A 24,946-nucleotide genomic window follows, 5' to 3' on the forward strand; every position below is an offset into this window, starting at 1 on the left:
TATGGATATCACGTCAGAATATCTGATCGCCCCCGGTGTCTCCGACCCGCGGCTCACGCGCGCGGTCACCGGCGTCGACCAGAATGGCGAGCAAAGCGAAATCGCCGTGGTCGAGGAACGCCCGCTGACCATCTTCCTGAATTCGCAGGAAATTGTCACCGCGATGACCATCGGCGACTACCCGGAATATCTGGCGCTCGGCTTCCTGCGCAATCAGCGGATGCTGCGCGACGAGGATGAAGTCACCCGCGTCGACTATGACGAGGACCTGGAAACCGTGGTGGTGCGCACCGCGGTGGAAACCAGCCACGAGGAAAAGCTGAAGAAGAAAACCCGCACGTCGGGCTGCGCGGTCGGCACCGTCTTTGGCGACATGATGGAGGGGCTGGAGGACGTGCGCCTGCCGCAGGTGGAAGTGAAAACCTCCTGGCTTTATGCACTGGCGCACAAGATCAACCGCACGCCATCGCTCTATCTGGAGGCCGGCGCCATCCATGGCACCGTGCTCTGCCGTCAGGACCGCCCGCTGGTCTATATGGAGGACGTCGGCCGCCACAACGCAGTGGACAAGATTGCCGGCTGGATGCTGTCGGAGCAGGCGGAAGCGGCGGACAAGATCCTCTACACCACCGGCCGGCTGACTTCCGAGATGGTGATCAAGACCGCAATGATGGGCATCCCGGTGCTGGCCTCGCGCTCAGGCTTCACCGCCTGGGGCGTCGAGATCGCCCGCGAGGTCGGCCTCACCCTGATCGGCCGGATGCGCGGCCAGCGGTTCATCTGCCTGTCGGGCGAGGAGCGTTTGGTGCGCGATATGGACCCCAGAGACGCGCCGGTTGAGGAGAAGAAACACCGGCGCAAGAGTGCGGAAGGCTAACTGGATTTCACGCGAAATCCGTCCCGGAAAACACGTGTTTTCCGGCGCGTGAGGAGAAGAGATGACAGACCAGAAGCCATTGGGCGTAATCCTCGCAGGCGGCCTCGCTACCCGGATGGGCGGCGGCGACAAGGGGCGGCTGCAGGTCGGCGGCCAGAGCCTCTTGTCCCGCGTGGTGGACCGGCTGTCGCCGCAGGTCGCGGGCCTTGCGCTCAACGCCAATGGCGACCCGGAGCGGTTCGAAGACCTGAGCCTGCCAGTGATTGCCGACTCTATCGAAGGTTTCGCTGGCCCGCTGGCAGGGGTTCTGGCTGGCCTTGACTGGGCGGCAGAGCAGGGCGCGGAGACGATTGTCACCGCCGCCGCCGATACCCCCTTCTTCCCGCAGGATCTGGTTGCCCGTCTGACCGCAGCGGCAGATGGCATGGAACACCCGCTGGCCCTTGCCACCACCCCGCGCACCGGTGAAGAGGCGCTGAAATCCGGCGGCGGAAAGCGCATCAACCGGCACCCGGCCTTTGGCCTCTGGCCCGTCGCCCTGCGCGATGACTTGCGCGCAGCCCTGCAGGACGGCTTGCGCAAGGTCGTGCTCTGGACCGACCAGCACAGCGGCCGCGAAGCGCTGTTTGAGGCAGACCCTTTCGACCCCTTCTTCAACATCAACACGCCGGATGATCTGGCCCGCGCCGAGGCGCTCTTGAAATGAAGATTTACGGCGTCACCGGCTGGAAGAACAACGGCAAGACCGGGCTGATGGAGCGGCTGGTCGCTGAATTCTGTGCCCGCGGATTTTCTGTCTCCACCATCAAGCACGCCCATCACGCCACCGACGTGGACCAGCCCGGCACTGACAGCCACCGCCACCGCCAGGCTGGCGCGGCGGAGGTGGTGCTGGCCTCCGCTGGCCGCGTGGCGATTATGCAAGAGCTGCGCGGCGCGGCAGAGCCGCCGCTGGCAGAGCTGCTGGCCCGCCTGAACCCCGTCGATCTGGTGCTGGTCGAGGGCTACAAGCGTGAACCGCACCCCAAGATCGAGGCCTTCCGGCAAGCTGCAGGCACCGAACTGATCGCGCCAAGGGATCCCAGCATCCGCGCTATCGCCAGCGACACAACGCTGGAGCTCGACCGCCCGGTGTTCGATCTGAACGACACGGCAGCGATCGTGGATTTCATCCAGGCGGAATTGGGGCTGTGACCCCCTTTGATACCGTCCTGGCCGTCGACTGGTCCGCGGCCAAGCGCAAGCCCCGGCGCCCCAGCAAGGACGCGATCTGGCTCGGAGTGGCGCGCGGCGGCATCGCAGAGCAGCCGGTTTACTGCCGCAGCCGGATTGAGGCAGAAGCTTGGATCAGCCGCTTTCTTGCTGCGGAGCAGGCCGCAGGGCGGCGGGTGCTGGCAGCCTTTGATTTCCCCTTCGGATACCCGCGCGGACTTGCACGCCGGATCACCGGATCGAATGACCCATTTGCCTTATGGGCATGGCTGGAAGAACGGATCGAAGACGCACAGAACGGCAACAACAACCGGTTTGATGTCGCCTCGGAAATGAACCGGCAGTTTGCCGGCGCCGGTCCGTTCTGGGGCAAGCCGGACGAGAAGGCCTGGCCTGACATTCCCTACCGCAAGGTCGGCTTAAGATATGAGGACGTCGCGGAACGGCGCCGCGCAGACTTGGCAGCCAAGGCGTCCTCCTCCTGTTTCCAGCTGTTCTTCAACCCAACGGTTGGCAGCCAGGTCCTGATGGGGCTGCCGGTGCTGCAGCGGTTGCGGCTCCGGCACATGGTTGCTGTCTGGCCTTTTCAAAACATTGCGGACGCGCAAATTGTGTTTGCAGAAATTTGGCCAGGATTGATCGAACCGGCCGTCAAAGCCGCAATGGCTGTTGCAGGTGAGGCTGAAATACGCGACCGGGTGCAGATGCGGCTGTTGTCGCAGGCGCTCAGCCGCCTGCCAGCACAGGAGCTGGCCGCAATGCTGGCTGCTGCACCTGACGAAGCACAAGAGGAGGCCTGGATATTGGGCACGGGTTTTGAAGACCGCTTGAACGCGCTGGCCTCGGAAGACCCGGGCGGGCTGACACCGCCGCCGCTCAGCAACGACTGCTTTGCCCTGCCTGCCGGCGTCGACTGGACCCCGGTGGATGACGCGCTGGCGCTGCTCAGGAACAGGCTGGGGCCAGTGACCGGCGCGGAAACCGTGCCGCTGGCAGACGCGCTCGGCCGGGTGCTGGCGGAAGACGCTGTGGCCAAACGCTCCAACCCGCCGCTGCCGAACACGGCGGTGGATGGATACGGCTTTGCCGGTGGCCGGGCAGCGGGGCCGCATGTGCTGCCGCTGGTGGAGGGCAGGGCCGCCGCAGGTGTACCCTTTGACGGTACCGTGGCTGAAGGCAACGCCATCCGGGTGCTGACCGGCGCCGCGCTGCCTGAGGGCGTGGACACGGTGATCCTGGAGGAAGACGTCAACACCGATGGGGAGCAGATTGCTTTCAATGGCCCGCTGAAACAGGGCGCCAACACCCGCAAAGCAGGCGAGGATGTCTGCGTGGATGAGGTCATCCTTCCCGCAGGCCGGGTCATTACCCCTGCCGATCTGGCCCTGGCCTCTGCTACAGGGCTGGCGGAGCTGACCGTGAGGCTGCCGCTGCGGGTGGGCGTGCTCTCCACCGGCGATGAGCTGGTCGAGGCCGGGGAACCTGCTGGCAAGGGGCAGATTTTTGACGCAAACCGCCCCATGCTGCTGGCGCTGATCCGTCAGCTGGGCTTTGTGCCGGTGGACCTGGGCAAGGCCGCTGACGACAGGGAAGCCCTGAGGCGGCATTTGGACAGGGCGGCGGCAAAAACGGATGTGATGCTGACCTCTGGCGGGGCCTCTGCCGGGGATGAGGACCACATGTCGGCGCTCCTGCGTGAGGCGGGGGCGATGCAGGAATGGCGCATCGCGCTGAAACCGGGCCGACCGCTGGCGCTTGGAATGTGGCAGGGCACGCCGGTTTTCGGGCTGCCGGGCAACCCGGTGGCGGCGCTGGTTTGCACATTGATCTTTGCCCGCCCCGCAATGGGGCTGATGGCGGGGGCGGGCTGGCAGGAACCGCAAGCGTTTGAAGTTCCGGCGGCATTCGAAAAGCGCAAGAAACCGGGCCGCCGCGAATACCTGCGGGCGCGGGTGCGGGACGGCAAGGCGGAGGTGTTCAAGTCCGAAGGCTCCGGCCGGATCAGCGGCCTCAGCTGGGCCGAAGGTCTGGTGGAACTCGGCGACGGCGCGGCTGAGATCAAGCCCGGCGATCCGGTCCGTTTCATCCCTTACGGCAGTTTCGCGATGCAGGCGTAGCGCTCCCGCCCGCGGCCCGGCGCATCGCAGATGCTTGCCCGCCGTTGGGCCAGGCGCCGCGCTGGCACGCGGTGCGCCGCTGCATGCTGCTTCTTTCTGGTCCTAAATACCCGCGCCGCAGCCGGCGGCCCGGCGGAGCCGCCCCCTCAGTCGAAGGTCCCGGCCACACGCCCCACCAGCATGAAGGCGCGGGCGGTGCGGGTATTGCCAAGCGCGGAAATCTCGCTATCGCTGGCCTCAGCCTCGAAATCCGCAAACATCTGGTCGAACCGGCGCAGGAAATGATGCGCCGCGTCGCGGAAGATCGGATCCTGCTTCATCCGCGCCGCGGTCAGCGCCAGGGAGGTCCGGTCGCGCACGCCGCCAAGCGCTGCCACCGCCCGGCCGCGGGCGCCCTGGCCGAACTGGCGCCAGATCTCGGGCCGCGCCATGTCGGGGCGCAGGTCGTCCATATAGATGCCGTCCTGGCTCAGCAGAGTCAGCACGTCCTGCGCCGCCTGGATCACCTGAGCCGCCTTGCGGTCGCGCAGCGCTGCACGCAACGCCGCAAAACCTTCCGCGTCCTCGGCGGTTTCCGGGAAATTCAGCGCCCGGATGAATTGTTCGGCGGGCAAGGGCGGCGCAGTGTCTGCGGCCTGGGTGCCTAGCGCCAGCGAGCCCTGGTCAGCCGCCGTCATCTCTGCCGCCGCCTCCGGGATCGCCGGGCGCAGCGGATTGGCGCGGCGGCTGGTGTGGAAGGTCGCCAGTGCGGTCTCGGTCTTGCGGGTCGCTTCAGCGATTTCCTCCAGCCGTTTGGCAACCGAGGTCTCCGCCACTGCCGCATGCTGCTGCGACTGTGCCAGATAGCTCTGGCGCAGCCCGTCAATGGCGGCCTGCAGCTGCTCGCTCTCTTCCCGCATCACCCGGGCTGAGCGCGCGGCAGAGGCCGCAACCCACAGCATTGCCAAGGGCAGCACCACTGCCAGCACGCTGATGATCAAATCTGCCCACTGCGAAAGCCCGGCATCTTCGGGCGCCAGCACAAATGCCCCGGTCACCACCAGCAGCCACAGTGCCCCCAGCCCGATGGCGGCCAGCTCCGCACCGCCCAGGCCATTGGCCGCAGCGGGGCCGTCAAGGCGGCGCAGCGGCTGGCTGCCGCCTGGTTTCTGGCCAGAGCCCGGACTGCTGCTGGAGCCTGTCATGACCTCGCGGCCTCCCGGATCAGGAATAGACGATCTTGAGAATCTCGTAGGCGCGCTCACCGCCGGGCGTGCGCACTTCCACACTGTCGCCTTCGTCCTTGCCGATCAAGGCGCGTGCAATCGGGGATTTGATGTTAAGAAGGCCGGATTCGATGTTGGCCTCATGCTCGCCCACGATCTGCCAGGTCTTTTCCTCGTCGGTGTCCTCGTCCACCACAGTGACCTTGGCGCCGAACTTGATGGCGCCGGACAGTTTGGCGGGGTTGATCACATCGGCCAGCGACAGGATGCCTTCCAGCTCCTTGATGCGGCCCTCGATGAAGGACTGCTTTTCGCGGGCGGAATGGTATTCGGCGTTTTCCGACAGGTCGCCCAGTTCGCGCGCTTCGGCAATCGCCTGGATGATGGCCGGGCGTTCGACGGATTTCAGGTTCTTCAGTTCGCTTTCCAGCGCGGCGTGACCCGTGGGGGTCATCGGGATCTTTTCCATGTGATTGGTCCAGGTCGCTCTATTGTTCTTGTCAGTATGAAAACCGCAGCCCCGCAGCATGTGCCGCGGGGCCTCCGGTCCGGTTGACAAATACCTGACCCAATCCTGCGCCTGAATTCAAGTGGCCGCAGGGCTTTGCCGCACGCAATTCCGCCTAACGCGGCAGATTGTGCGGGTTTTCCACAGGTTTGCGCGGAAAAATGCCGCGGGCAGGGGAGCCGGACCTTGCCGCCAGCCACAGCAGATCAATCATATTGAACCGCCTCGTATTCGATGCCGTTCTCGTCATGGAAGTAGAACCGGCGGCCCGGCTCATAATCGCCGTGGTTTATCGGCGTGAAGCCCGCGGCCTTTACCGCGGCCTCAGTGGCGTCCAGATCATCAACGATCACCGCCAGATGGTTCAGCCCGCCAATGATGCCATAGCTTTCCGGCGCTTGGCCTGCTGCAGTGCGCGGGGTGTAAAGCGCGAGGTAGCTGTTTTCGCCGCCCACATGCACGGTGTAGCCGCCGTTTTTGGCTTCACCCTCCCAGCGCACATGCCAGCCAAAGATCTTTTCCATCCAGGCGGCGGTGCCATTGGGGTCTGCCACGGTGACATTTGCATGTTCCAAAACTGCGCTCATTGAAAATCTCCTTCTCATCTTGAGCAAACCTGTTGATGCGACTCACCGTAATTCCTAAACCTAACTTTAGCTCAAGCAATTTCTTCAGGGAGTGCGCCATGCCCCAATCCGCAGGCATTTCCATCGGCTACCTGGCCGAACGCACCGGCCTCGCCGTGTCCGCGATCCGCTACTACGAGGCGCAAGGCCTGGTGGAGCCTTGGCGCAACACAGGCGGCCAGCGGCGCTTTCACCGGGCCGACATCCGTCGGCTCAGCTTCATCATGATTGCGCAGCAGTTCGGTTTTTCGCTGCCGGAAATCCGCGGGTTCCTGCGCAGCCTGCCGGGCGGCCGAACCCCGACCAAGGACGACTGGGCACGCATTTCGGAAGACTTCCGCAGCCACCTGGACCAGCGAATCGAAACCCTGGTCAAACTGCGCGACAATCTGGACGGCTGCATAGGCTGCGGCTGTCTTTCGCTTCCGAATTGCAAACTTTACAACCCCGAAGACCGGGCGGCACAGAAGGGGCAGGGACCCCGGTATCTAATGGGAGACCGGCCTGAGACAGAGGCTGAGGCGGAAAATGATCCTTGAGTGACGAAAATGGACGCACTTTTTGTCTCAGTTGCCTGTTTTACAGGTGTTTGACGCGGAGTTTGGATTGACCCATGGGGGCGCCAAACGATAAGCACCGCGAAAGAAAATTGCGCCCGCAGTGTGTTGTGGGGCCGGTAGCGAATAGATAGCCAAGGAGCGCCGCAAATGGCCGAGATTGAACGCGAAGCGATGGAATACGACGTGGTGATCGTCGGGGCCGGCCCTGCTGGTCTGTCTGCGGCCATCCGCCTGAAACAGCTGGACGCCGACCTGCAGGTCGTGGTCCTGGAAAAAGGCTCCGAAGTCGGCGCGCATATCCTGTCCGGCGCGGTGCTGGATCCGTGCGGCCTGAACGCGCTGATCCCCGACTGGAAGGAAAAGGGCGCGCCGCTGAACGTCGAAGTGAAGGAAGACAACTTCCTGATGCTGGGCGAAGCCGGCCAGGTCCGCATCCCCAACTTCCCGATGCCGCCGCTGATGAACAACCACGGCAACTACATCGTCTCCATGGGCAACGTCTGCCGCTGGATGGCGGAGCAGGCCGAGGAAATGGGCGTCGAGATCTTCCCGGGCATGGCCTGCTCTGAGCTGGTCTATGGCGACAACGGCGAAGTCAAAGGCGTGGTTGCCGGTGAATTCGGCAAGAACCCCGACGGCACCCCCGGCCCGGCTTATGAACCCGGCATGGAACTGCACGGCAAATACGTCTTCCTGAGCGAAGGCGTGCGCGGCTCGCTCTCCAAGGAAGTGATTGCCAAATACGGCCTGTCTGACGGCAAAGAGCCGCAGAAATACGGCGTCGGCATGAAAGAGATCTGGGAGATCGACCCGGCCAAGCACAAGGAAGGCACCGTCACCCACACCATGGGCTGGCCGCTGGGCTCCAACGCGGGCGGCGGCTCGTTCATCTACCACCTGGACAATAACCAGGTTTATGTGGGCTTCGTGGTGCACCTGAACTACAAGAACCCGCACCTGTTCCCCTACATGGAATTCCAGCGCTTCAAGCACCATCCGGTGGTTGCCGACCTGCTGAAGGGCGGCAAGCGCGTGGCCTACGGCGCCCGTGCGATCACCGAGGGCGGCTGGCAGTCGATGCCGAAACTGGTCGCACCGGGCGTGGCGCTCTTGGGCTGTTCCGCGGGCATGGTCAACGTGCCGCGCATCAAGGGCAACCACAATGCGATGCTGTCGGGCAAGGCCGCGGCCGAAGCCGCCTTTGACGCGATCAAGGCTGAGCGTTCGGGTGATGAGCTGACCGCCTATGAGGCGGACGTGCGCGACGGCGCCATTGGCAAGGACCTCAAGATGGTCCGCAACGTCAAGCCGATGTGGTCCAAATGGGGCCTCACCGCGTCGCTGGCGCTGGGCGGCCTGGACATGTGGACCAACAACCTGTTTGGCTTCTCCTTCTTCGGCACCCTGGGCCACGGCAAGAACGACGCCCAGTCGACCGAGGAAGCCTCCAAGCACAAGCCCATCGACTATCCCAAGCCCGATGGCGTGCTGTCCTTCGACCGTCTGACCAACGTCAGCTTCTCGATGACCAACCACGAGGAAAGCCAGCCCTGCCACCTGCGCCTGGGCAATGAGGACACCCCGATCTCGGTCAACCTGCCGAAATTCGCGGAACCGGCGCAGCGCTACTGCCCGGCCGGTGTCTACGAGGTGGTCGAAAAGGACGGCAAGCCGGAGTTCGTGGTGAACTTCCAGAACTGCGTCCACTGCAAGACCTGCGACATCAAGGACCCGTCCCAGAACATCACCTGGACCACGCCGCAGGGCGGCGACGGCCCGAACTACCCGAACATGTAATGGGAACTGCGCTGCAGCAGGAAATTCTCGACTTTGCAGTGCAGTTTTGCCGCGGAAAACCAAATCGCACCTGGCAGAGTGATCTGCCAGGTGCTTTTGGTTTGGATGGGGCGGATGTCACGGATTTTCTGCAAGCTTTCGCCGCGCATTATGATGTAGACCTTTCAGGCCTCCGCTGGGAATTCCACTACAACGCAGATGAGCCGCCCGGCAGGCGGCGCGTGCTGCCGCTTGATGCGTCTGGAAAGGTCATCCCCTACCAGCCGATCACTCTGGAACTGCTCGAAAAAGCGATTCTGGCTGGCAAATGGGGCTATGACTACCCGGAGCACACGATCAAGGACTTGGGGATTGCCGCTCTTCTACCTGATTGGCGTGTTGCTGCAGCTGTTTTGCTTGGCCTGTGCTGGGTCGTTTTCTGGTAGGCGAAGGGTCGCGCAAACCGGCAGAGGCGGCTTCACGCACACGTTATTTTATTGCACAAGGCTTGAAAACTGACAGCAGCGTGACCCAACGCCCATTGCGCGTTAACCGTCACGGGACTACGCTTCAATTCAGGCAAGAGCAGTAAACCGTAAGGGGGTCCCCAGTGCCCGTATCCATTCTTCGCACCCTGTCCTGTGCGGCCCTGATGGCCGCCGCCGCCGCACCCGCCGTGCAGGCCGAAGGACTGGCGGGATCCTACCTGGCCGGACGGGCCGCCACCTATGACAGCGACTTTGCCGCTGCGGCGCTTTATTACACCCAGGCGCTGGCGCGCGACCCGCAAAACCCGCTCTTGATGGAGAACGTGGTGTTCGCCCAGCTCGCCATGGGCAAGGCGGAGCTTGCCGTGCCAGTGGCCGAGCGGCTGCGCCAGACCGGCGCCCGCAGCCAGGTGGCCAATATCGTCAGCGCCGGCGGCCTTGCCGCCAAGGGTGACTACCAGGCGATCCTGGACCGCGACCTGGAACGGGACGCCATTCACCCGCTGGTGGATGGCCTGCTCGAAGGCTGGGCGCATGTCGGCGCGGGCTCCGTCTCCAGCGCACTGGAAAGCTTTGACCGGCTCGCCAAGGACGGCAGCCTGAAACCCTTCGTGCTCTATCACCGCGCCCTGGCGCTGGCCTCCGCCGGCGACTACGGCGGGGCGGAAGCGCTGTTTGCCGAAGAGAACGGGCGCCTGGCCACCCTCAGCCGCCGCGCTGCGGTGGCGCGGGTTCAGATCCTGTCGCAGCTGAACCGCAATGACGACGCCCGCGAGGCGCTGGCCGCCGCCTTCGGCAGCAGCCTCGATCCAGGGCTCGAGGCGCTGGATGCACAGCTCGCCGCTGGGGAAACCCTGGCCTATACCATCGCCCCCAGCCCGCAGGACGGCATTGCCGAGGTGTTCTTCACCCTTGGTGCGGCGCTGAACGGCGATACCGCCAATGACTATGTGCTGATGTATGCACGCATGGCGGCTTCGCTGCGCCCGGACCATGTGGATGCGATCCTGCTCAGCGCGGGCCTGCTGGACCAGCTGGGCCGGTATGAGCTGTCGGTTGCCACCTACAAGCAGGTGCCAAGCAGCCACCCCGACTATCACGCCGCCGAAATGGGCCGCGCCGAGGCCCTGCGCCGCGCCGCCAAGCCGGACGCCGCCATCGAGGTGCTGGAGAAACTGGCCCGCGACTTCCCTGAACAGCCCAGCGTCTACATCAGCCTTGGCGACCTTCTGCGCCAGCAGGAGGACTACGCCGCTGCCGCGCGCGCTTATGACAAGGCGCTGGACAAGACGCCGGAGGATTCTTCCAGCCGCTGGTTCCTGTTCTATGCCCGCGGCATCTGCCACGAGCGCCTGGATCAATGGCCGCAGGCTGAGGCTGACTTCCGCGCCTCGCTGGAACTGGATCCAAACCGGCCGCAGGTGCTGAACTACCTCGGCTATTCGCTGGTCGAGAAAAGCAGCAAGCTGGACGAGGCGCTGGACATGATCGAACGCGCCGTCGCCGCGCGCCCCGACTCCGGTTTCATCGTCGACAGCTTGGGCTGGGTGCTCTACCGCATGGGCAAGTTTGACGAGGCCGTCGCCCATATGGAACGCGCCGTGGAGCTGATGCCGGTGGACCCGGTGGTCAACGACCACCTGGGTGATGTCTACTGGGCCGTGGGCCGCGCGCGCGAGGCGGAATTCCAGTGGAAGCGGGCGCTCTCCTTCATCGACCCTGAGGACACGGATGGCGAAGCGGACCCCGAGCGCATCCGCCGCAAGCTGGAGGTGGGCCTGGACGCGGTGCTGGCCGAGGAAGGCGCGCAGCCCCTGAAGGTCGCCAATGGCGGCTGAGGTCGCGGCACCCGCCAAGATCAACCTGACCCTGCATGTGACCGGCCGCCGCGAGGACGGCTATCACCTGCTGGATTCGCTGGTGGTCTTTGCGGACACCGGCGACCGCTTGCGGCTTGAACCGGGACAGGAACTGTCGCTGCAGGTCTCCGGCCTGTTTGCGGAAGGGGTGCCTGCGGATGAGCGGAACCTGGTGTGGAGAGCCGCCGCTGCTGCGGGCTGGACCGGCAAGATCAGCTTGGACAAGCAGCTGCCCCACGGCGCCGGCATAGGCGGCGGCTCGTCCGACGCTGCGGCGGCCTTGCGCGCAATTGCCAGCCAGGGCGGCTGTATCCCCGAAGAATTGCCGCTGAAACTGGGTGCCGATGTGCCAGTCTGCATGGCGGCACGGGCGTCCCGGATGCGGGGCATCGGCGAACAAGTGATGCCGGTGGACCTGCCGGACCTGCACGCGCTGCTGGTCAATCCGGGCGCACATGTCCCGACAGGGGCCGTGTTTTCTGCGCTTGCTTCGCGCAACAACGCTCCGATGCCGCAGGACATCCCTGCTTTCACGTCAGGTGAAGACTGCGCCGCCTGGCTGGCCGAACAGCGCAACGACCTGGAGGTTCCGGCGATCACCGTTGCGCCGGAAATCGGCCGGGTTCTGTCGGACCTGCGCAGCTCCCGCCAGGCCTTGCTGGCCCGGATGTCCGGCTCCGGCGCCACCTGCTTTGCGCTCTATCCTACGAAAAAGGCCGCCCATATGGCGGCCTATGAGATCGGGGCGGAACATCCCGAGTGGTGGTGCAGTGCGGTCACCCTGACCTGACCCGCCACACTGCGGACAGGGCTCTCCCGCCCGCGGAGCGGCGCATCGAAGATGCGTGCCCGCCGTTGGGCCTGGCGCTGCGCTGACACGCAGCGCGGCATCGTCTTGCCGCTTCTTTCTGGTTGAAAATACTCTGGGGTGAGCGCCGCAGGCGCGAGGGGCAAAGCCCCTCCCGCGTATCAGTTCAGCCGCGACACTACGTAGTCCGCCAGATCGCTCAGCATGGTGCGGATTTCGTGATCGGGCAGCACCTTCAGCGCCGCTCGCGCCTTGGCAGCCCAGCCATGGGCATCCTCACGGGTGGCTTCCAGCGTCTTGTACTTCGCCATCAGCGCCAGCGCCTGTTCCAGGTCGCCGTCCTCCTGCTTGCCCTTCTCGATGGTGCGGGTCCAGAACGCGCGCTCCTCATCTGTCGCCTGCGCCACCGCCTTGATCACCGGCAGGGTCAGCTTGCGCTCGCGGAAGTCGTCGCCGACGTTTTTGCCGGTGGCTTTGCTGTCACCCTGATAATCCAGCAGGTCGTCAGCAATCTGGAAGGCAATCCCCAGCGCGTCGCCATAGTCGAACAGCGCCTTCACCTGTTCCTCCGGTGCGCCGGCAATCACCCCGCCAACTTCGGTCGCAGCCGAGAACAGCGCCGCGGTCTTGCCGCGCACCACCTGCAGATAGACGTCCTCATCTGTCTTCAGGTTCGACGCCGCGGTCATCTGCAGCACCTCACCCTCGGCAATGGTGGCAGAGGCGTTCGCCAGAATGTCCAGCACCCGCAGGCTTTCCGTCTCGACCATCAATTGGAAGCTGCGGGCAAACAGGTAATCGCCCACCAGCACGGAACTCTTGTTGTCCCACAGCAGGTTCGCCGTGGGGCGCCCGCGCCGCTGGCCGCTTTCATCCACCACATCGTCATGCAGCAGGGTCGCGGTGTGGATGAACTCCACCGTGGCCGCCAGTTTCAGGTGATGGTCGCCCTCGTAGCCGCACAGCCGCGCCGCCGCCAGCGTCAGCATCGGCCGCAGCCGCTTGCCGCCCGCTTCGACCAGATGTGCGGTCACTTCAGGGATACGCGGCGCGTGTTTGGAGGCCATCCGGGTGCGGATCAGCGTGTTCACCGCGTCCAGTTCCTGGCTCAGCGTTGCGGCCAGCATCTCATGCGGTTTCCTGGTCATCACTTGGTCCATCACTTTCCCGCTCGCAAGTCTCGACAAGGGGGACGCCTTGCCCTTAGATCCATCCCCATGAAAGAGCTTCTGCGCAGCACCGATCCGACGATCATGGCCTTTGCCTCCGCCCTCCTTGAGGGAGAGGATATAGACTGCTTTCAAATGGACGTAAATATGAGCATCCTGGAAGGCGGGATCGGAATTTTCCCGCGCCGTCTGATGGTTCACGAGGATGACTATGACGACGCGCTTGTGGTGATGCGCGACAACGAAATCCCGCTCGGGCGATGAGGCCTGCACGATGACCGGCTTCCCTGAAGATGAGCTGACCCGCAACGGTTTCCTCGGCGGCAGGGTGCAGCTGTGGCAGCCAATGCGCGGCTACCGCGCCGGGGTGGACCCGGTGCTGCTGGCAGCCGCCGTTCCCGCACGGGCAGGCGAGGCCGTGCTGGAGTTTGGCTGCGGTGCCGGCCAGGCGTTGCTGTGCCTGGGGGCGCGGGTGCCGGGGCTGTCACTGGCCGGGGTGGAGCTGCAGGCGCCCTATGCGGATCTGGCCCGCCGCAACGCCCAGGCCAACGGTCAGGATATCGACGTCTTCGAGGCCGACCTTTCTGCCCTGCCGGAGGCATTGAAACAGCGCCAGTTTCACCACGTCATTGCCAATCCGCCGTACTACAAGGCGGGTGCCCACAGCCAAGCCCACGACGACGGCCGCAAGCTGGCGCTGGGAGAGGGCACACCGCTGGCGGACTGGATTACCGCTGCGGCCCGCCGCCTCGCGCCCAAAGGGTATCTGCACATGATCCAGCGCGCCGACCGGCTGCCGGACATTCTGGCAGGCTGCGCCAGTGTCCTGGGATCGGTTGAGGTGCTGCCGCTGGCGCCGCGCCAGGCCCGTGCGGCAGAGCTGGTGATCCTGCGGGCACGCAAGGGCGGACGGGCGGATTTCCGGCTGCACGCGCCGCTGATTCTGCACCAAGGCACCCGGCATGACCGTGATGGAGACAGCTACCGCGCGGAAATCAGCGCCATCCTGCGCGACGGCGCGGCCTTGCCCTGGCCCGCCTGAGGCACTTTTTCCGGCCGCGCAAACTTAGGAGCGGTGCTTGGCGGATTCAACCTTTGGCGAATCCAAATCTGCTGGTTTCTGCAAAAACGCGCTCTGCCCTGCGGCAAAATGCGCGGCGCATAGCCGATATGAAAATTTCATGACAAAAATCGTGCGGCTGCAGCGTGACAGACGCGGAAACATATGCTCCACTCTCTAGGTCAAACACATCTAGCTCAAAGAAGGAGGGTTACCATGAGCCTCAGCTCGCATCTGACCGAACTTAAGAAGAAGCACGAGCATCTGAGCATGGAAGTGGAACAGGCCCAACGATCGCCCAGTACCGACGATCTGGAAATCGCAGCAATGAAAAAGCAAAAGCTGAAGCTGAAGGAAGAGATCACACGCCTGACAGCTGAAGCCGTCTGAAGAGTTCCCGCCGGGGCATAGCCCGGCACAGTCAACAGGAGGGCCTGCCACAGCGGCGGCCCTCCTTTCGTTTCAGGCCCTACTTGCTGGCACTGGCCCGCGCCGCGATCAGCGCGCCGCCGGTGATCAGCGCTGCCGCCAGCGCCAGCCCCCAGGAGGCCGCGGCAATCCCCGCCAGAACCAGGATCAGCGTGGACAGCAGGGGTGCCGCATATGAACTGGTGCCAAGCATCTGAATGTCGCCCTGCTTGACGCCGATATCCCAGACGTAAAACGCCAGCCCCACAGGGCCGAGACCCAGCAGCAGGGTGGAGGCCCAGCCCAAAGTGCCCGCGGGCCACACCGTTTCTTCCAGCATGAAATGCAGCCCCCAGGACGCCGCGGCAGTGGTCAGGCAGAACACCGCAACCGAACTGGTCGGCGCCCCGCCCACCAGCCGCGACAGCACCGAATAGCCGGACCAGGTCAGCGCACACAGCAGCGCCAGCCCGTAGCCTGGCAGATACTGCGCCTGAAACCCCTCACCGCCGCCGGAAATGATCGTGGCTGCCCCGGCAAAGCCCAAGACCGCACCGATCAGATGCCCCGCTTTCAGCCTTTCGCCGGGCAGCAGGCCGGAAAACAGCACGATCAGCAGCGGCCACAGATAGGCGATCAGCCCGGCCTCTGCCGCCGGGGCCAGCCGCAGCGCCGAGAAGTAGAGCGCGTGATAGCCAAAGAGGCCAATCGTGCCAAAGATATAGACCCGCACCGGCACATGGCGCAGTTGCCCCAGCTTGCCTGACGCTGCGGTCCAGATGATCCCCAGCGTGCCGCCAATGGTGAAGCACAACGCGTTCAACAGCAGCGGCGGGGTGGGCTCTGATCCAACTGTCAGCAGCGCCAGCAGCGCCCATAGCAATACAGCGATGAAGCCAATGGCGGTCGCGCGGGTCTTGGTCATTGGGGGTGCAAATCCTGAATCGGGATAATCTTGATGTCGCCCCACATATGCGCGGTTTTCTCGATCTCCGCAAAGTACCACTCGCGGAAGGCCGCAATCTGCGGCCGGTCCTTGGCTTCCGGCAGGCACAGGAACCGGAAACGCGCGTCGGACTGGATGGCGATCTTAAAGGGCGCCACCAGCCGTCCCTCGCGCACGTCCTTGATAATCAGCGGCCGCCGCCCCAGCGCCACGCCAAGGCCCGCGCAGGCGGCGTCGATGGCATGATCGGGGGCGGAAAAATGTGTTCCGCTGGTGGGGCTGAAGCCAACCCCCGCCGCCTGGAACCAGGTTGGCCAGTCGCAACCCGGGGCCACCTTGCTGATTGAATCGTCAAAAATCAGGGGCGCGTTCATCAGCGCTTCAGGGGTGGGGAATTGCTCATGCATCTCCGGCGTCATCACCGGTGTCAGCCAGTCGGGCCGGGTGCCATAAGACGCAAGACCTACGTCGTCTGACACGCCAAACCGGATCGCCACATCCACATCGCCGCGGCGCAGGTCCACCACCTTGAGAGAGGCCGACAGGCGCAGCTCAATTTCCGGGTGGCTGCGGGCAAATTCGAACAGCCGCGGCGCCAGCCATTTCGCCGTCAGCGCAGGACCCGCCGTCACTGTCAGCGTGGTCTCATCCAGCAGCCGCCGGGTGCTTTGCCAGGCCTGCCCCAAGGTGCGGAAGCCTTCTGCCGCGCCGGGGGCCAGCGTTTCGCCCGCCTCGGTCAGTTCCACCGCCCGGTTCAGGCGGCGGAACAACGGCTGGCCCAGATGCTCCTCCAGCGACTTGATCTGAAAGGACAGCGCCGCCGGGGTCACGTTCAGCTCCTCCGCTGCCTTGGCAAAGGACATGTGGCGGGCAGCAGCGTCAAAGGCGCGCAAAGCGGTGAGGGGCGGCAGGCGGTCAGTCATGTTCGCATAAGTACAGCTTAACTGAACCTCTGCAAAGTCTCGTTTGTGTGTTTGACGGAACGTCCTCATATTGGTTGCAGGTAAAGGATACTGATCTGAGAAGGAGGCCGAAGATGCTGGAATATACTGCTGATGCCGCCGTCAAAGCCGCGATGGCCCGTGCCCACGCCGAGCGGGGGCAGGTGCTGAAACAGGCCTGGACCTGGCTGTTCGGCAAGCGGCCGGTGCCGGTCCTCCGCCCCAAGGTTTCCCGCTGGGCCTGAGCGCGCAAGCGTCCTTACGGGATAGGAAAAGGGCCGGTCCATCTGGACCGGCCCTTGCCGTTTCTGCTGATGAATTGGATCAGACGAAGAACTGCGCGCCGTTGGCGGAGATGGTCGAGCCGTTGATGAAGCCCGACTCGTCAGACGCCAGGAAAGCCACGCAGCGGGCGATCTCTTCCGGCTCACCCAGGCGGCCGGCCGGGATCTGGCCGATGATCGACTCGCGCACCTTCTCCGGCACTGCCATCACCATTTCGGTGGCGATATAGCCGGGGCAGACCGCATTGGCGGTGATGCCGGCGCGGGCGCCTTCCTGGGCCAGCGATTTCACGATGCCCAGGTCGCCTGCCTTGGTGGCGGCATAGTTCACCTGCGCGAACTGGCCCTTCTGGCCGTTGATCGAGGAGATCACGATGACGCGGCCGAACTTGCGCTCGCGCATGCCGGGCCAGACCGGGTGCACGGTGTTGAACACGCCGGTCAGGTTGGTGTCGATCACTTCCTGCCACTGCTGCGGCGTCATCTTGTGGAACGGCGCGTCGCGGGTGATGCCGGCGTTGGCCACCACGATGTCGATCGGGCCCACTTCCTCTTCGACCTTGGCGATGCCCGCAGCGCTGTCTTCATAGCTGCCGACGTTCCACTTGTAGGTCTTGATGCCGGTTTCCTCGGTGAATTTTGCCGCGGCTTCGTCATTGCCGGCATAGGTCGCAGCCACATTGCAGCCCTGCGCCTTCAGCGCCTGGGAAATCGCTGCGCCGATGCCGCGGGAACCGCCGGTGACGAGTGCAGTACGTGCCATTCGAGAATCCTCCAGTATTGGTCACTTGGTAATCTTGCTACAGTTTTCACTGCCGGGGAGCAACAATATTGCGCGGTGAATTTGCTGCGGTGCCGCGTATAAATTGTCGCACCCGCCGCGCCGGTCTTGCTGCAGTTGCATTATAGCTCTGGAATGTAAAAGAAAAAGGACGCCGCGAGGGCGTCCTTCATTTTTTGCGGTTTTGCGCCGATTACGGGCGTTCGACGCACATCGCAACGCCCATGCCGCCACCGATGCAAAGGGTGGCCAGGCCCTTTTTGGCGCCGCGGCGTTTCATTTCGAACAGCAGCGTGTTCAGCACCCGGCAGCCCGACGCGCCGATCGGGTGGCCGATGGCAATGGCGCCGCCGTTCACGTTCACAATCGACGGATCCCAGCCCATGTCCTTGTTCACCGCACAGGCCTGGGCGGCAAAGGCTTCGTTCGCTTCGACCAGATCCAGGTCATTCACCGACCAGCCGGCCTTCTCCAGCGCCTTGCGCGAGGCATAGACCGGGCCGACACCCATGACCGACGGGTCCAGGCCGGCAGTGGCGTACGAGGCGATGCGGGCCAGCGGCTCGATGCCGCGGCGTTCGGCTTCATCGGCGCTCATCAAGAGGGTCGCGGCAGCGCCGTCGTTCAGACCGGAGGCGTTGGCTGCGGTGACAGAGCCGTCCTTGGTGAAGGCCGGGCGCAGTTTCTGCATCGCTTCCATGGTGGCGCCGTGGCGGATGTATTCGTCCGCATCCACTGTGATATCGCCCTTGCGATGCTTGACGATGAACGGGGTGATCTCATCGGCGAACTTGCCCGCCTTCTGCGCCGCTTCTGCCTTGTTCTGCGAGGCGACAGCGAATTCGTCCTGCATCTCGCGGGAGATCTGCCACTGCTCGGCCACGTTCTCCGCGGTCTGGCCCATGTGGTAGCCGTTGAAGGCATCCCACAAGCCGTCGCGGATCATGGTGTCGATGTACTTCATGTCGCCCATTTTCTGGCCCGCGCGCAGATGCGCGGCATGGGGGGACAGGGTCATGTTTTCCTGGCCGCCGGCCGCCACGATGGAGGCATCGCCCAGCTGGATGTGCTGCGCGCCCAGTGCCACGGCGCGCAGGCCGGAGCCGCAGACCTGGTTGATGCCCCAGGCGGCGCTTTCCTTGGGCAGGCCGGCATTGATGTGCGCCTGGCGGGCCGGGTTCTGGCCCTGCGCCGCGGTCAGCACCTGGCCGAGAATGGTTTCGGACACTTCGGATTTGTCCACACCGGCGCGTTCCACCACAGCTTCCAGCACCGCGGCGCCCAGGTCATGGGCCGGGGTGTTGGCGAACGAGCCGCCAAAGGAGCCGACGGCGGTGCGCGCGGCGGATGCGATTACAACATTGGTCATTATTTCTGGTCCTCTGCCATCAAGTCAGGTCTCCGGGAAAGCTTGCTGCCTGCGTTTCGCTCCGACGCGCAAGAATCTTTCCCGATCACTCCGGGTACCGACATAATCTATTGCTGCACGTGCAGCAATTGACAGCCTGTCTCAGGGGGTGCGGCAGAGTCAACCGCGAGATACGTCCCGGGCTGCAGGATTTCCGGCACTTGGCTGCGGTGATGCTGCAAAGCAGCAACCGCGCTGGCCGCAACCGGGTCGCGCAGGGGCAGCAAAGCCGTTGAAAAGACTGGTATTGCTTGATTGCGGCGGCGGGCGGCGGAAGTCAGCCTGCTTTCTTGCCCTGCTTCATATCTTCGATCCAGGGCGGCGACACCGAGGGGGCGCCGAACAGGTAGCCCTGCAGGCAGTCGACGCCGTTTTCGACCAGAAACTCCGCATCCGCCTGGCTTTCCACCGATTCCGCAACCACGAACATATCGAACTGCTTTGCAATGCCGATCAGGGCGCGGACCACAGACTGGTTGTCGTGGCTGGCGTGAATGCCGCGCACGAACTGGCCGTCAATCTTGACCGCGTCAAAGAAGAACTGGCGGAAATGGCCGATCGCAGTGGTGCTGGCGCCAAAGTTGTCGAGCGCAAAGGCAATCCCGTGCTGCTGCATCCGGCCCATGAAGTCGGTCACCAGCTCCGGTGCGGCCATGGCAGAGGCCTCGGTGATTTCCAGCACCAGCCGTTCGCCCAGGGTGCCGTCGCGCTTCAGGAACCGGTCCAGAACCTTGTGCCAGCGCTGATAGCCGATGGAGCGTGCAGACATGTTCACCGACAGGCGGATCTGCGGGTATTTTTCCAGCGCCTTCAGCCCGTGCTGCAGCGCCAGGCAATCCATCTCGCGGCCGATCTCCTTGTCCTCGACCACATGCATGAATTCGCGCGCCGGAATCACCCGGCCGGTCGGATCCAGAACCCGGATGTAGCCCTCGTAAAAGGCGACACCATGCGGCGCCATTGCCTGCATGACAGGCTGATAGGCCAGCACGGTCTGATTGTGCCGCACCGCCTCGTCGACCATGTCCAGTGTCGAACGGTCGCGCCCGGCTACCGCTGCGCTCAGCGGGTTTTCAGCGCCTTCGGGGAGATCTGCCTTGGCATGTCGGTTTGTCATGTGCTGCTGGAACCCTGATTGCGGCAAGTTGAGGACAGTATGATGCTCCCCGCAGGTTGCCGCAAAAGGGTTGAGGCAGGATTAAAGATCAAATTTGAACGATCTGCCCCGCGGGCAGTTGGCGGTCATCCGCCGAAGCCGGGGGTGCCCGCGTCCTCCGGGTGGCGGGCCAGATGCGCCGCCTTGATCCCGGCAGAGGTGTCGCGGCTGCCGTCATGGCTGTAACCGGGCGGCGCAAAGGCATAAAGCAGCCGCTGCTTCAGGGTCAGGCCGGGCTGGGCCATGTCCTTGAAAATGCCGAACCATTCATGAAAGGCGACCCGCAGCGGATTGAAAGTGGCGATGTTATGCACCAGCCCGTAGTCGGGGCGGTCATGGTCCTGTTCCGGCACGAAGGTGCCGAACATCTTGTCCCAGATGATGAACACCCCGGCATAGTTGCAATCGAGATAGCGCGGATTGCGGCCATGGTGCGCGCGGTGGTGGCTCGGGGTGTTCATCACCGCCTCGAACCAGCGCGGCAGGCGGCTGACGGCCTCGGTATGGATCCAGAACTGGTAGATCAGGTTAAGCCCGCCGCAAAACAGCACCAGTGCCGGGTGAAACCCCAACAGCACCATCGGCGCCTTCACCATCATCATGAAGGTGAAGGTGCCGGTCCAGGTCTGCCGCAGGGCAGTGGTCAGGTTGTAATGCTGGCTGGAGTGATGATTGACGTGCGACGCCCAGACCCAGCGCACCCGGTGGCCGAACCGGTGCACCCAGTAATAGCGCAGGTCATCGAGCACGAAACAGGCCAGCAGCGCCCACACAGACGTGCCCATGTCCAAGGGCGTCAGCTGCCACAGGAACATGAACAGCGCCCAGGCGACGAACCCCAGCAGCAGCCCCTCCGCGACGCTGCCCGCGCCCATGATGAGGGAGGTCACCGCATCGCGGGTCTCATACCGCCCGCCGCGTTTCTTGAGCGCGATCCACAGGAACTCGCCCAGGATCGCGGCGATGAAGAAAGGCACCGCCAGCTGGGTCGCGTCAGGGTAGGAGATTTCTCCGGTCATACAGCCTCCGCCGGGGTGTTGATCAGCGCCAGCCACTGCTGCCGCTCGCGTTCTGGCAGGCGCAGGGAGAGGCCGGGGGCCGCAAAGTCGTTGAAATCAAATCGCAACCCGGTGGCCGTTTCGCGGACCTGTTCCGCGGCCAGATGGCGGCCAACGGTGTCGGCGCCAAAGGCCCATAGCAGCCCCGGGCCGCCATTGGTCAGCACCAGCGCGGCCTGCCCGCTGGCCGCAGGCAGCACCTTGAAAACACTGTCTTCGGGGAAATGCCGCAGCCAGTCAGCGCGGGTGTTGCCGGCACCCAGAATCCTCTGCCTGGAGCGTCCGGTCAGATGCAGCAGAACGGCGATTCCCGATATTCCGCCCGCAACCAGGGCCAGCAGCAGTTCCAGCGGCATGAACGTCCTCCCGCGGGCAGATTGGCGGGCAGGCGGAAGGCTGTCAAAGGTGGCGTGGGGTCAAGCGCATCAGCCCCCGCACCCGGATTCGGGGCAGGGCAGGCTGGCCTTGGCAAGCCGGGGTCTACATCGCGGCAGCCGCGCGCTGCGCCTTTGGCAGCACCTGCATCTGCACCACCCGCTCGACAAAGGGCACCAGCCCTTCGGGGCCGGAGGCCCGGTCTTTCAGATGGATGCAGACATCCGGCCGCAGGGCCGCGATGATGCCGATCAGGTCGCCGCGGATCTGGTCATCCAGGCCCGCGCCCATGATCACGCATTCAATGCGCGGCTCGGTCTCCAGCTGGCGCACCACCTCGGGCTGATCATGCGCGCCCAGCCAGTGGATCGGCAGATGGTCCAGCTCCTCAGCCACATTGCCGATCACATGCGGCAGCTTTCCGATCAGTAACACAACAGGTTTCATTTCACTCTCCACCCTATGCCAGGGCGTCTTTTGGGGACGTCCCTCGGTCTACAGGTAGTGCGAAATGCTGCCGGGTCAGGGGGGCAAGCGCGCTCAGAAAGAGTAGGTGATCGCCCTGCCTTTGCCCTTGTCACGGGTGAAGGTCACGGTGTTGCCGTCCGTGGTAACGGTCTGGCAATCCTGAGGCAATTGCTTGCTGCCGACATACACGTTGCGGCAGACAAAGCGCTTGTTCCAGACCCAGGCCCCAGTGATCTTTTCACCCTTGCTCGAAACCCCCGTCAGCTTTCCGTCGGCGCTGACAACAATCCAGCTGTTTCCGGACACCAGTTTCTTGCCTGCAATAGCCGCGACAAAATCCTTTTGCTTCTTGATAGCCCCTGCGCTGGCGGGGGCAGCTGCGGCAATGCCGAAAACCAAAGCGCATGCGGTCAGATGCGGGAATTTCATGGGGTCCCCTCCCGGAATACTTGTTAACAGAACACCGGGAGAGTGTGTCAGATCAGGGCTGATTTTTCAATTGGAGGCTGCGGCGCTGTCCGCTTGCTCGCCAATCATCGCCTGAACAATCGCCTTGGCGCTCTCGGAGTTCCACTCGGCATCGCCCAAGAGCCGCGCCACCTCCTTGCCGTCACGGTCCAAGAGCACCGTGATCGGCAGCCCGATCACCGCCATCTCCCGCGCCAGCGCCTGTTTCGGGTCCTGGTGGCGGGGCAGGTTGCTGATCCCGTTCTCGTCAAAGAACTTCTGGATGCCCGCGGGCGAGTTGCGGCCCGTCGCAATGGTCAGCACCTCGAAATCCTCCCCCCCGAACTCCTCCTGTAGCTCCGCCAGCTGCGGCATCTCCTTGCGGCAGGGGGCGCACCAGGTGGCCCAGAAATTCAACAGCACGATCTTGCCCTGGTAATCCCCCAGGGATGCAGTGCCAGCACCGTCGGCCAGATCAAAGGCGGCGGCGGACACGTCGCGCGGCTCGGCGTGCACCACCAGCTTCTTCATCGAGCCGTCGCGCAAGCCTTCCAGCTGCGCGGGGTCCGCTGCAAAGGCGGCATTTGCACCCAAGGTCAGGGCCATATAAAGGGAAAGCTGACGAAACAGACGCATATTATCTCCGGGGTTCCACACCATGACAGATCAATCCTCGAACCAGATGTGGGGCGGCCGCTTTGCCGCTGGCCCGGACGCGATCATGGAGGCAATCAACGCCTCGATCGGGTTCGACAAGCGGATGGCAGCGCAGGACATTGCCGGCTCCAGGGCCCATGCGGCGATGCTCGCCGCTACAGGCGTCATTACGGATAATGATGCCGAGGCCATTCGGGAAGGGCTGCTCACCGTTTTGTCAGAGATTGAGGGTGGAACCTTCCAGTTTTCCACCGCACTGGAAGACATCCACATGAACGTGGAGGCCCGCCTGAAAGAGATCATCGGTGAGCCCGCAGGCCGCCTGCACACGGGCCGCAGCCGTAATGACCAGGTGGCGACCGATTTCAAACTCTGGGTGCGCGACCAGCTGGACGCGGCGGAATCGGGCCTGTTGGCGCTGATCCGTGCGCTTCTGTCGCAGGCCGAGGCGGGCGCTGATTGGGTGATGCCGGGCTTTACCCACCTGCAGACCGCGCAGCCGGTGACCTGGGGCCACCACATGATGGCCTATGTCGAGATGTTCGGCCGCGATCTCAGCCGCGTGCGCGACGCCCGCGCGCGGATGAACGAATCGCCCTTGGGCGCGGCGGCACTGGCCGGCACCTCCTTCCCGATCGACCGGGAGATGACGGCATCGGCGCTGGGCTTTGACCGCCCGGCAGCCAACTCGCTGGATGCGGTCAGCGACCGTGACTTCGCGCTGGAGTTCTTGTCCACCGCCTCGATCAGCGCCGTGCATCTTTCCCGCTTTGCCGAGGAGCTGGTGATCTGGTCCTCCGCCCAGTTCCGTTTTGTCACCCTGTCGGATCGCTTCTCCACCGGCTCGTCGATCATGCCGCAGAAGAAGAACCCGGACGCGGCTGAGCTGATCCGCGCCAAGGTGGGCCGGATCTTTGGCGCCAATACCGCGCTGATGATGGTGATGAAGGGGCTGCCGCTGGCCTATTCCAAGGACATGCAGGAAGACAAGGAACAGGTCTTTGACGCCGCTGACAACTGGATGCTGGCGCTGGCGGCGATGGAAGGCATGGTCAAGGACATGACCGGCAACCGCGAGTCGCTGGCGGCTGCTGCGGGCTCCGGCTTCTCCACCGCCACCGACCTGGCCGACTGGCTGGTGCGGGTGCTGAAGGTGCCGTTCCGCGATGCCCACCACGTCACCGGCACGCTTGTGGCGATGGCCGAACAACGCGGCTGCGACCTGCCGGATCTCAGCCTCGCGGATATGCAGGGCGTTCACGAAGGCATCACCGATGACATCTTTTCTGTGCTTGGCGTCGAAAACTCGGTAAACTCGCGCATGTCTTACGGCGGCACCGCGCCCGCCCAGGTGCGCGCGCAGGTGGCCCGCTGGAAAGAGGTGCTGGCAGGCTGAGCCCGCAAGGGCTGGCCGCGGCAAGGAGGCAGACGATGCGCAATATGATCTTTGCATTGCTGGGGCTGATGATTTTGACGGCCTGCGGAGCCGATGGCGAACCGGTGCAGCCGACCCTGAACGCCGGCGTCGGCGTTGGCAGCGGCGGTGTCCATGTCGGCGGCGCGGTGGGCCTGCACAAGGGGCCGGTCAGCGTCTTTCTGGGCTTCTAGCAGCCGCGCGCCCTTGATGCGGCGCAACGGAACACCCACGTCTGGACCGCCCCGCCGCAAGGCCGGGGCGGTTCTGGTTTCAAGGATATTGCAATGAAAGCAGCTATTGCCCTTCTGGCCCTCCTGGGCCTGGCCGCCTGCGAC

The 24,946-nt window shown here is 64.2% G+C and carries 29 protein-coding genes; 15 read left to right on the plus strand and 14 right to left on the minus strand.

Annotated elements, in window-relative coordinates; translation table 11 throughout:
* The first annotated feature begins 1 nt into the window (after position 1).
* The 4 genes from RA24_RS11955 to RA24_RS11970 all read left to right on the plus strand — a co-directional run bounded on the left by RA24_RS11955 (position 2) and on the right by RA24_RS11970 (position 4,206).
* Positions 2-877, plus strand: a complete 876-nt coding sequence (locus RA24_RS11955) for a formate dehydrogenase accessory sulfurtransferase FdhD (RefSeq protein WP_241480938.1) — start codon at positions 2-4, stop codon at positions 875-877.
* A 61-nt stretch (positions 878-938) separates the two neighbouring features.
* The gene (gene mobA / locus RA24_RS11960; RefSeq protein WP_039191712.1) at positions 939-1,583 is read left to right on the plus strand and encodes a molybdenum cofactor guanylyltransferase MobA; all 645 of its coding nucleotides are present in this window, start codon (positions 939-941) and stop codon (positions 1,581-1,583) included.
* Positions 1,580-2,071, plus strand: a complete 492-nt coding sequence (gene mobB, locus RA24_RS11965) for a molybdopterin-guanine dinucleotide biosynthesis protein B (protein WP_039191715.1) — start codon at positions 1,580-1,582, stop codon at positions 2,069-2,071. Before mobA ends, mobB begins: the two co-directional genes overlap by 4 nt.
* The gene (locus RA24_RS11970; RefSeq protein ID WP_039191718.1) at positions 2,068-4,206 is read left to right on the plus strand and encodes a molybdopterin-binding protein; all 2,139 of its coding nucleotides are present in this window, start codon (positions 2,068-2,070) and stop codon (positions 4,204-4,206) included. The genes mobB and RA24_RS11970 overlap by 4 nt, the downstream gene beginning before the upstream one ends.
* Positions 4,207-4,352: 146 nt before the next feature.
* On the opposite strand, the gene RA24_RS11975 is transcribed toward RA24_RS11970, so the two are convergent.
* From RA24_RS11975 to RA24_RS11985, 3 genes are all read right to left on the minus strand, one after another.
* On the minus strand, positions 4,353-5,390 hold the full coding sequence (locus tag RA24_RS11975; RefSeq protein WP_039173858.1) for a hypothetical protein: 1,038 nt from the start codon (positions 5,388-5,390) through the stop codon (positions 4,353-4,355).
* A 19-nt stretch (positions 5,391-5,409) separates the two neighbouring features.
* Positions 5,410-5,880 carry a transcription elongation factor GreA gene (gene greA / locus RA24_RS11980; protein ID WP_029204901.1) on the minus strand — a complete coding sequence of 157 codons (471 nt, stop codon included), beginning with the start codon at positions 5,878-5,880 and terminating at the stop codon, positions 5,410-5,412.
* Between the two features lie 245 nt (positions 5,881-6,125).
* Complete coding sequence (locus RA24_RS11985) at positions 6,126-6,506, minus strand: VOC family protein (RefSeq protein ID WP_039149331.1); 381 nt, start codon at positions 6,504-6,506, stop codon at positions 6,126-6,128.
* A gap of 98 nt (positions 6,507-6,604) precedes the next feature.
* Here RA24_RS11985 and soxR point away from each other — a divergent pair, with 98 nt between their 5' ends.
* The 5 genes from soxR (at position 6,605) to RA24_RS12010 (ending at position 12,018) form a co-directional block, all read left to right on the plus strand.
* Positions 6,605-7,084 (plus strand): redox-sensitive transcriptional activator SoxR, encoded by a 480-nt coding sequence (gene soxR, locus RA24_RS11990; RefSeq protein WP_039191721.1) that lies wholly within the window; start codon positions 6,605-6,607, stop codon positions 7,082-7,084.
* 168 nt (positions 7,085-7,252) lie between these two features.
* Positions 7,253-8,902: an electron transfer flavoprotein-ubiquinone oxidoreductase gene (locus RA24_RS11995; protein ID WP_039191724.1), complete on the plus strand. Its 1,650-nt coding sequence runs from the start codon at positions 7,253-7,255 to the stop codon at positions 8,900-8,902.
* Complete coding sequence (locus RA24_RS12000) at positions 8,902-9,327, plus strand: DUF1493 family protein (RefSeq protein ID WP_039191726.1); 426 nt, start codon at positions 8,902-8,904, stop codon at positions 9,325-9,327. Before RA24_RS11995 ends, RA24_RS12000 begins: the two co-directional genes overlap by 1 nt.
* 164 nt (positions 9,328-9,491) lie before the next feature.
* Positions 9,492-11,207, plus strand: a complete 1,716-nt coding sequence (locus RA24_RS12005; RefSeq protein ID WP_039191729.1) for a tetratricopeptide repeat protein — start codon at positions 9,492-9,494, stop codon at positions 11,205-11,207.
* Complete coding sequence (locus tag RA24_RS12010) at positions 11,197-12,018, plus strand: 4-(cytidine 5'-diphospho)-2-C-methyl-D-erythritol kinase (RefSeq protein WP_039191732.1); 822 nt, start codon at positions 11,197-11,199, stop codon at positions 12,016-12,018. The genes RA24_RS12005 and RA24_RS12010 overlap by 11 nt, the downstream gene beginning before the upstream one ends.
* A gap of 179 nt (positions 12,019-12,197) precedes the next feature.
* Here the strand turns inward: RA24_RS12010 and RA24_RS12015 are convergent, their stop codons facing one another.
* Positions 12,198-13,196: a polyprenyl synthetase family protein gene (locus RA24_RS12015; RefSeq protein WP_039149322.1), complete on the minus strand. Its 999-nt coding sequence runs from the start codon at positions 13,194-13,196 to the stop codon at positions 12,198-12,200.
* Positions 13,197-13,253: 57 nt separating this feature from the next.
* Between RA24_RS12015 and RA24_RS12020 the strand changes: the two genes are divergently transcribed.
* The 3 genes from RA24_RS12020 to RA24_RS21985 all read left to right on the plus strand — a co-directional run bounded on the left by RA24_RS12020 (position 13,254) and on the right by RA24_RS21985 (position 14,655).
* Complete coding sequence (locus tag RA24_RS12020) at positions 13,254-13,469, plus strand: putative signal transducing protein (protein WP_019297107.1); 216 nt, start codon at positions 13,254-13,256, stop codon at positions 13,467-13,469.
* A 10-nt stretch (positions 13,470-13,479) separates the two neighbouring features.
* Complete coding sequence (locus tag RA24_RS12025; RefSeq protein WP_039191735.1) at positions 13,480-14,247, plus strand: tRNA1(Val) (adenine(37)-N6)-methyltransferase; 768 nt, start codon at positions 13,480-13,482, stop codon at positions 14,245-14,247.
* Positions 14,248-14,481: 234 nt separating this feature from the next.
* Positions 14,482-14,655, plus strand: a complete 174-nt coding sequence (locus RA24_RS21985; protein ID WP_019297104.1) for a YdcH family protein — start codon at positions 14,482-14,484, stop codon at positions 14,653-14,655.
* A 79-nt stretch (positions 14,656-14,734) separates the two neighbouring features.
* Here the strand turns inward: RA24_RS21985 and yddG are convergent, their stop codons facing one another.
* Both yddG and RA24_RS12035 read right to left on the minus strand, forming a co-directional pair.
* The gene (gene yddG, locus RA24_RS12030) at positions 14,735-15,598 is read right to left on the minus strand and encodes an aromatic amino acid exporter YddG (protein WP_039191738.1); all 864 of its coding nucleotides are present in this window, start codon (positions 15,596-15,598) and stop codon (positions 14,735-14,737) included.
* Positions 15,595-16,542 carry a transcriptional regulator GcvA gene (locus tag RA24_RS12035; protein WP_039191740.1) on the minus strand — a complete coding sequence of 316 codons (948 nt, stop codon included), beginning with the start codon at positions 16,540-16,542 and terminating at the stop codon, positions 15,595-15,597. Before RA24_RS12035 ends, yddG begins: the two co-directional genes overlap by 4 nt.
* A 113-nt stretch (positions 16,543-16,655) precedes the next feature.
* Between RA24_RS12035 and RA24_RS22515 the strand changes: the two genes are divergently transcribed.
* A complete protein-coding gene (locus RA24_RS22515; protein WP_019297101.1) occupies positions 16,656-16,805 on the plus strand; it encodes a hypothetical protein in 150 nt (49 codons plus the stop codon).
* A 79-nt stretch (positions 16,806-16,884) separates the two neighbouring features.
* Here RA24_RS22515 and phbB read toward each other — a convergent pair whose 3' ends face one another.
* The 8 genes from phbB to RA24_RS12075 all read right to left on the minus strand — a co-directional run bounded on the left by phbB (position 16,885) and on the right by RA24_RS12075 (position 23,173).
* Complete coding sequence (gene phbB / locus RA24_RS12040; RefSeq protein WP_019297100.1) at positions 16,885-17,607, minus strand: acetoacetyl-CoA reductase; 723 nt, start codon at positions 17,605-17,607, stop codon at positions 16,885-16,887.
* 211 nt (positions 17,608-17,818) lie between these two features.
* Positions 17,819-18,994 carry an acetyl-CoA C-acetyltransferase gene (locus RA24_RS12045; RefSeq protein ID WP_019297099.1) on the minus strand — a complete coding sequence of 392 codons (1,176 nt, stop codon included), beginning with the start codon at positions 18,992-18,994 and terminating at the stop codon, positions 17,819-17,821.
* A gap of 316 nt (positions 18,995-19,310) precedes the next feature.
* Entirely contained in the window at positions 19,311-20,150 is an 840-nt protein-coding gene (locus RA24_RS12050) for an EAL domain-containing protein (protein WP_019297098.1), read from the minus strand.
* 125 nt (positions 20,151-20,275) lie between these two features.
* Positions 20,276-21,208 carry a sterol desaturase family protein gene (locus RA24_RS12055; RefSeq protein WP_039191743.1) on the minus strand — a complete coding sequence of 311 codons (933 nt, stop codon included), beginning with the start codon at positions 21,206-21,208 and terminating at the stop codon, positions 20,276-20,278.
* Positions 21,205-21,603 (minus strand): hypothetical protein, encoded by a 399-nt coding sequence (locus RA24_RS12060; RefSeq protein WP_039191746.1) that lies wholly within the window; start codon positions 21,601-21,603, stop codon positions 21,205-21,207. Before RA24_RS12060 ends, RA24_RS12055 begins: the two co-directional genes overlap by 4 nt.
* A 124-nt stretch (positions 21,604-21,727) precedes the next feature.
* The gene (locus RA24_RS12065; RefSeq protein ID WP_019297095.1) at positions 21,728-22,069 is read right to left on the minus strand and encodes a hypothetical protein; all 342 of its coding nucleotides are present in this window, start codon (positions 22,067-22,069) and stop codon (positions 21,728-21,730) included.
* Positions 22,070-22,162: 93 nt separating this feature from the next.
* A complete protein-coding gene (locus tag RA24_RS12070) occupies positions 22,163-22,519 on the minus strand; it encodes a hypothetical protein (protein WP_039191749.1) in 357 nt (118 codons plus the stop codon).
* Positions 22,520-22,585: 66 nt separating this feature from the next.
* Entirely contained in the window at positions 22,586-23,173 is a 588-nt protein-coding gene (locus RA24_RS12075) for a TlpA disulfide reductase family protein (protein WP_241480936.1), read from the minus strand.
* A gap of 22 nt (positions 23,174-23,195) precedes the next feature.
* Between RA24_RS12075 and argH the strand changes: the two genes are divergently transcribed.
* Positions 23,196-24,590: an argininosuccinate lyase gene (argH, locus tag RA24_RS12080; protein ID WP_193747128.1), complete on the plus strand. Its 1,395-nt coding sequence runs from the start codon at positions 23,196-23,198 to the stop codon at positions 24,588-24,590.
* 35 nt (positions 24,591-24,625) lie between these two features.
* Positions 24,626-24,802 carry a hypothetical protein gene (locus tag RA24_RS22520; protein WP_193747129.1) on the plus strand — a complete coding sequence of 59 codons (177 nt, stop codon included), beginning with the start codon at positions 24,626-24,628 and terminating at the stop codon, positions 24,800-24,802.
* Positions 24,803-24,946: the final 144 nt, after the last annotated feature.

The sequence above is a fragment of the Leisingera sp. ANG-M6 genome, from assembly GCF_000813905.1.
Taxonomy (GTDB): domain Bacteria; phylum Pseudomonadota; class Alphaproteobacteria; order Rhodobacterales; family Rhodobacteraceae; genus Leisingera.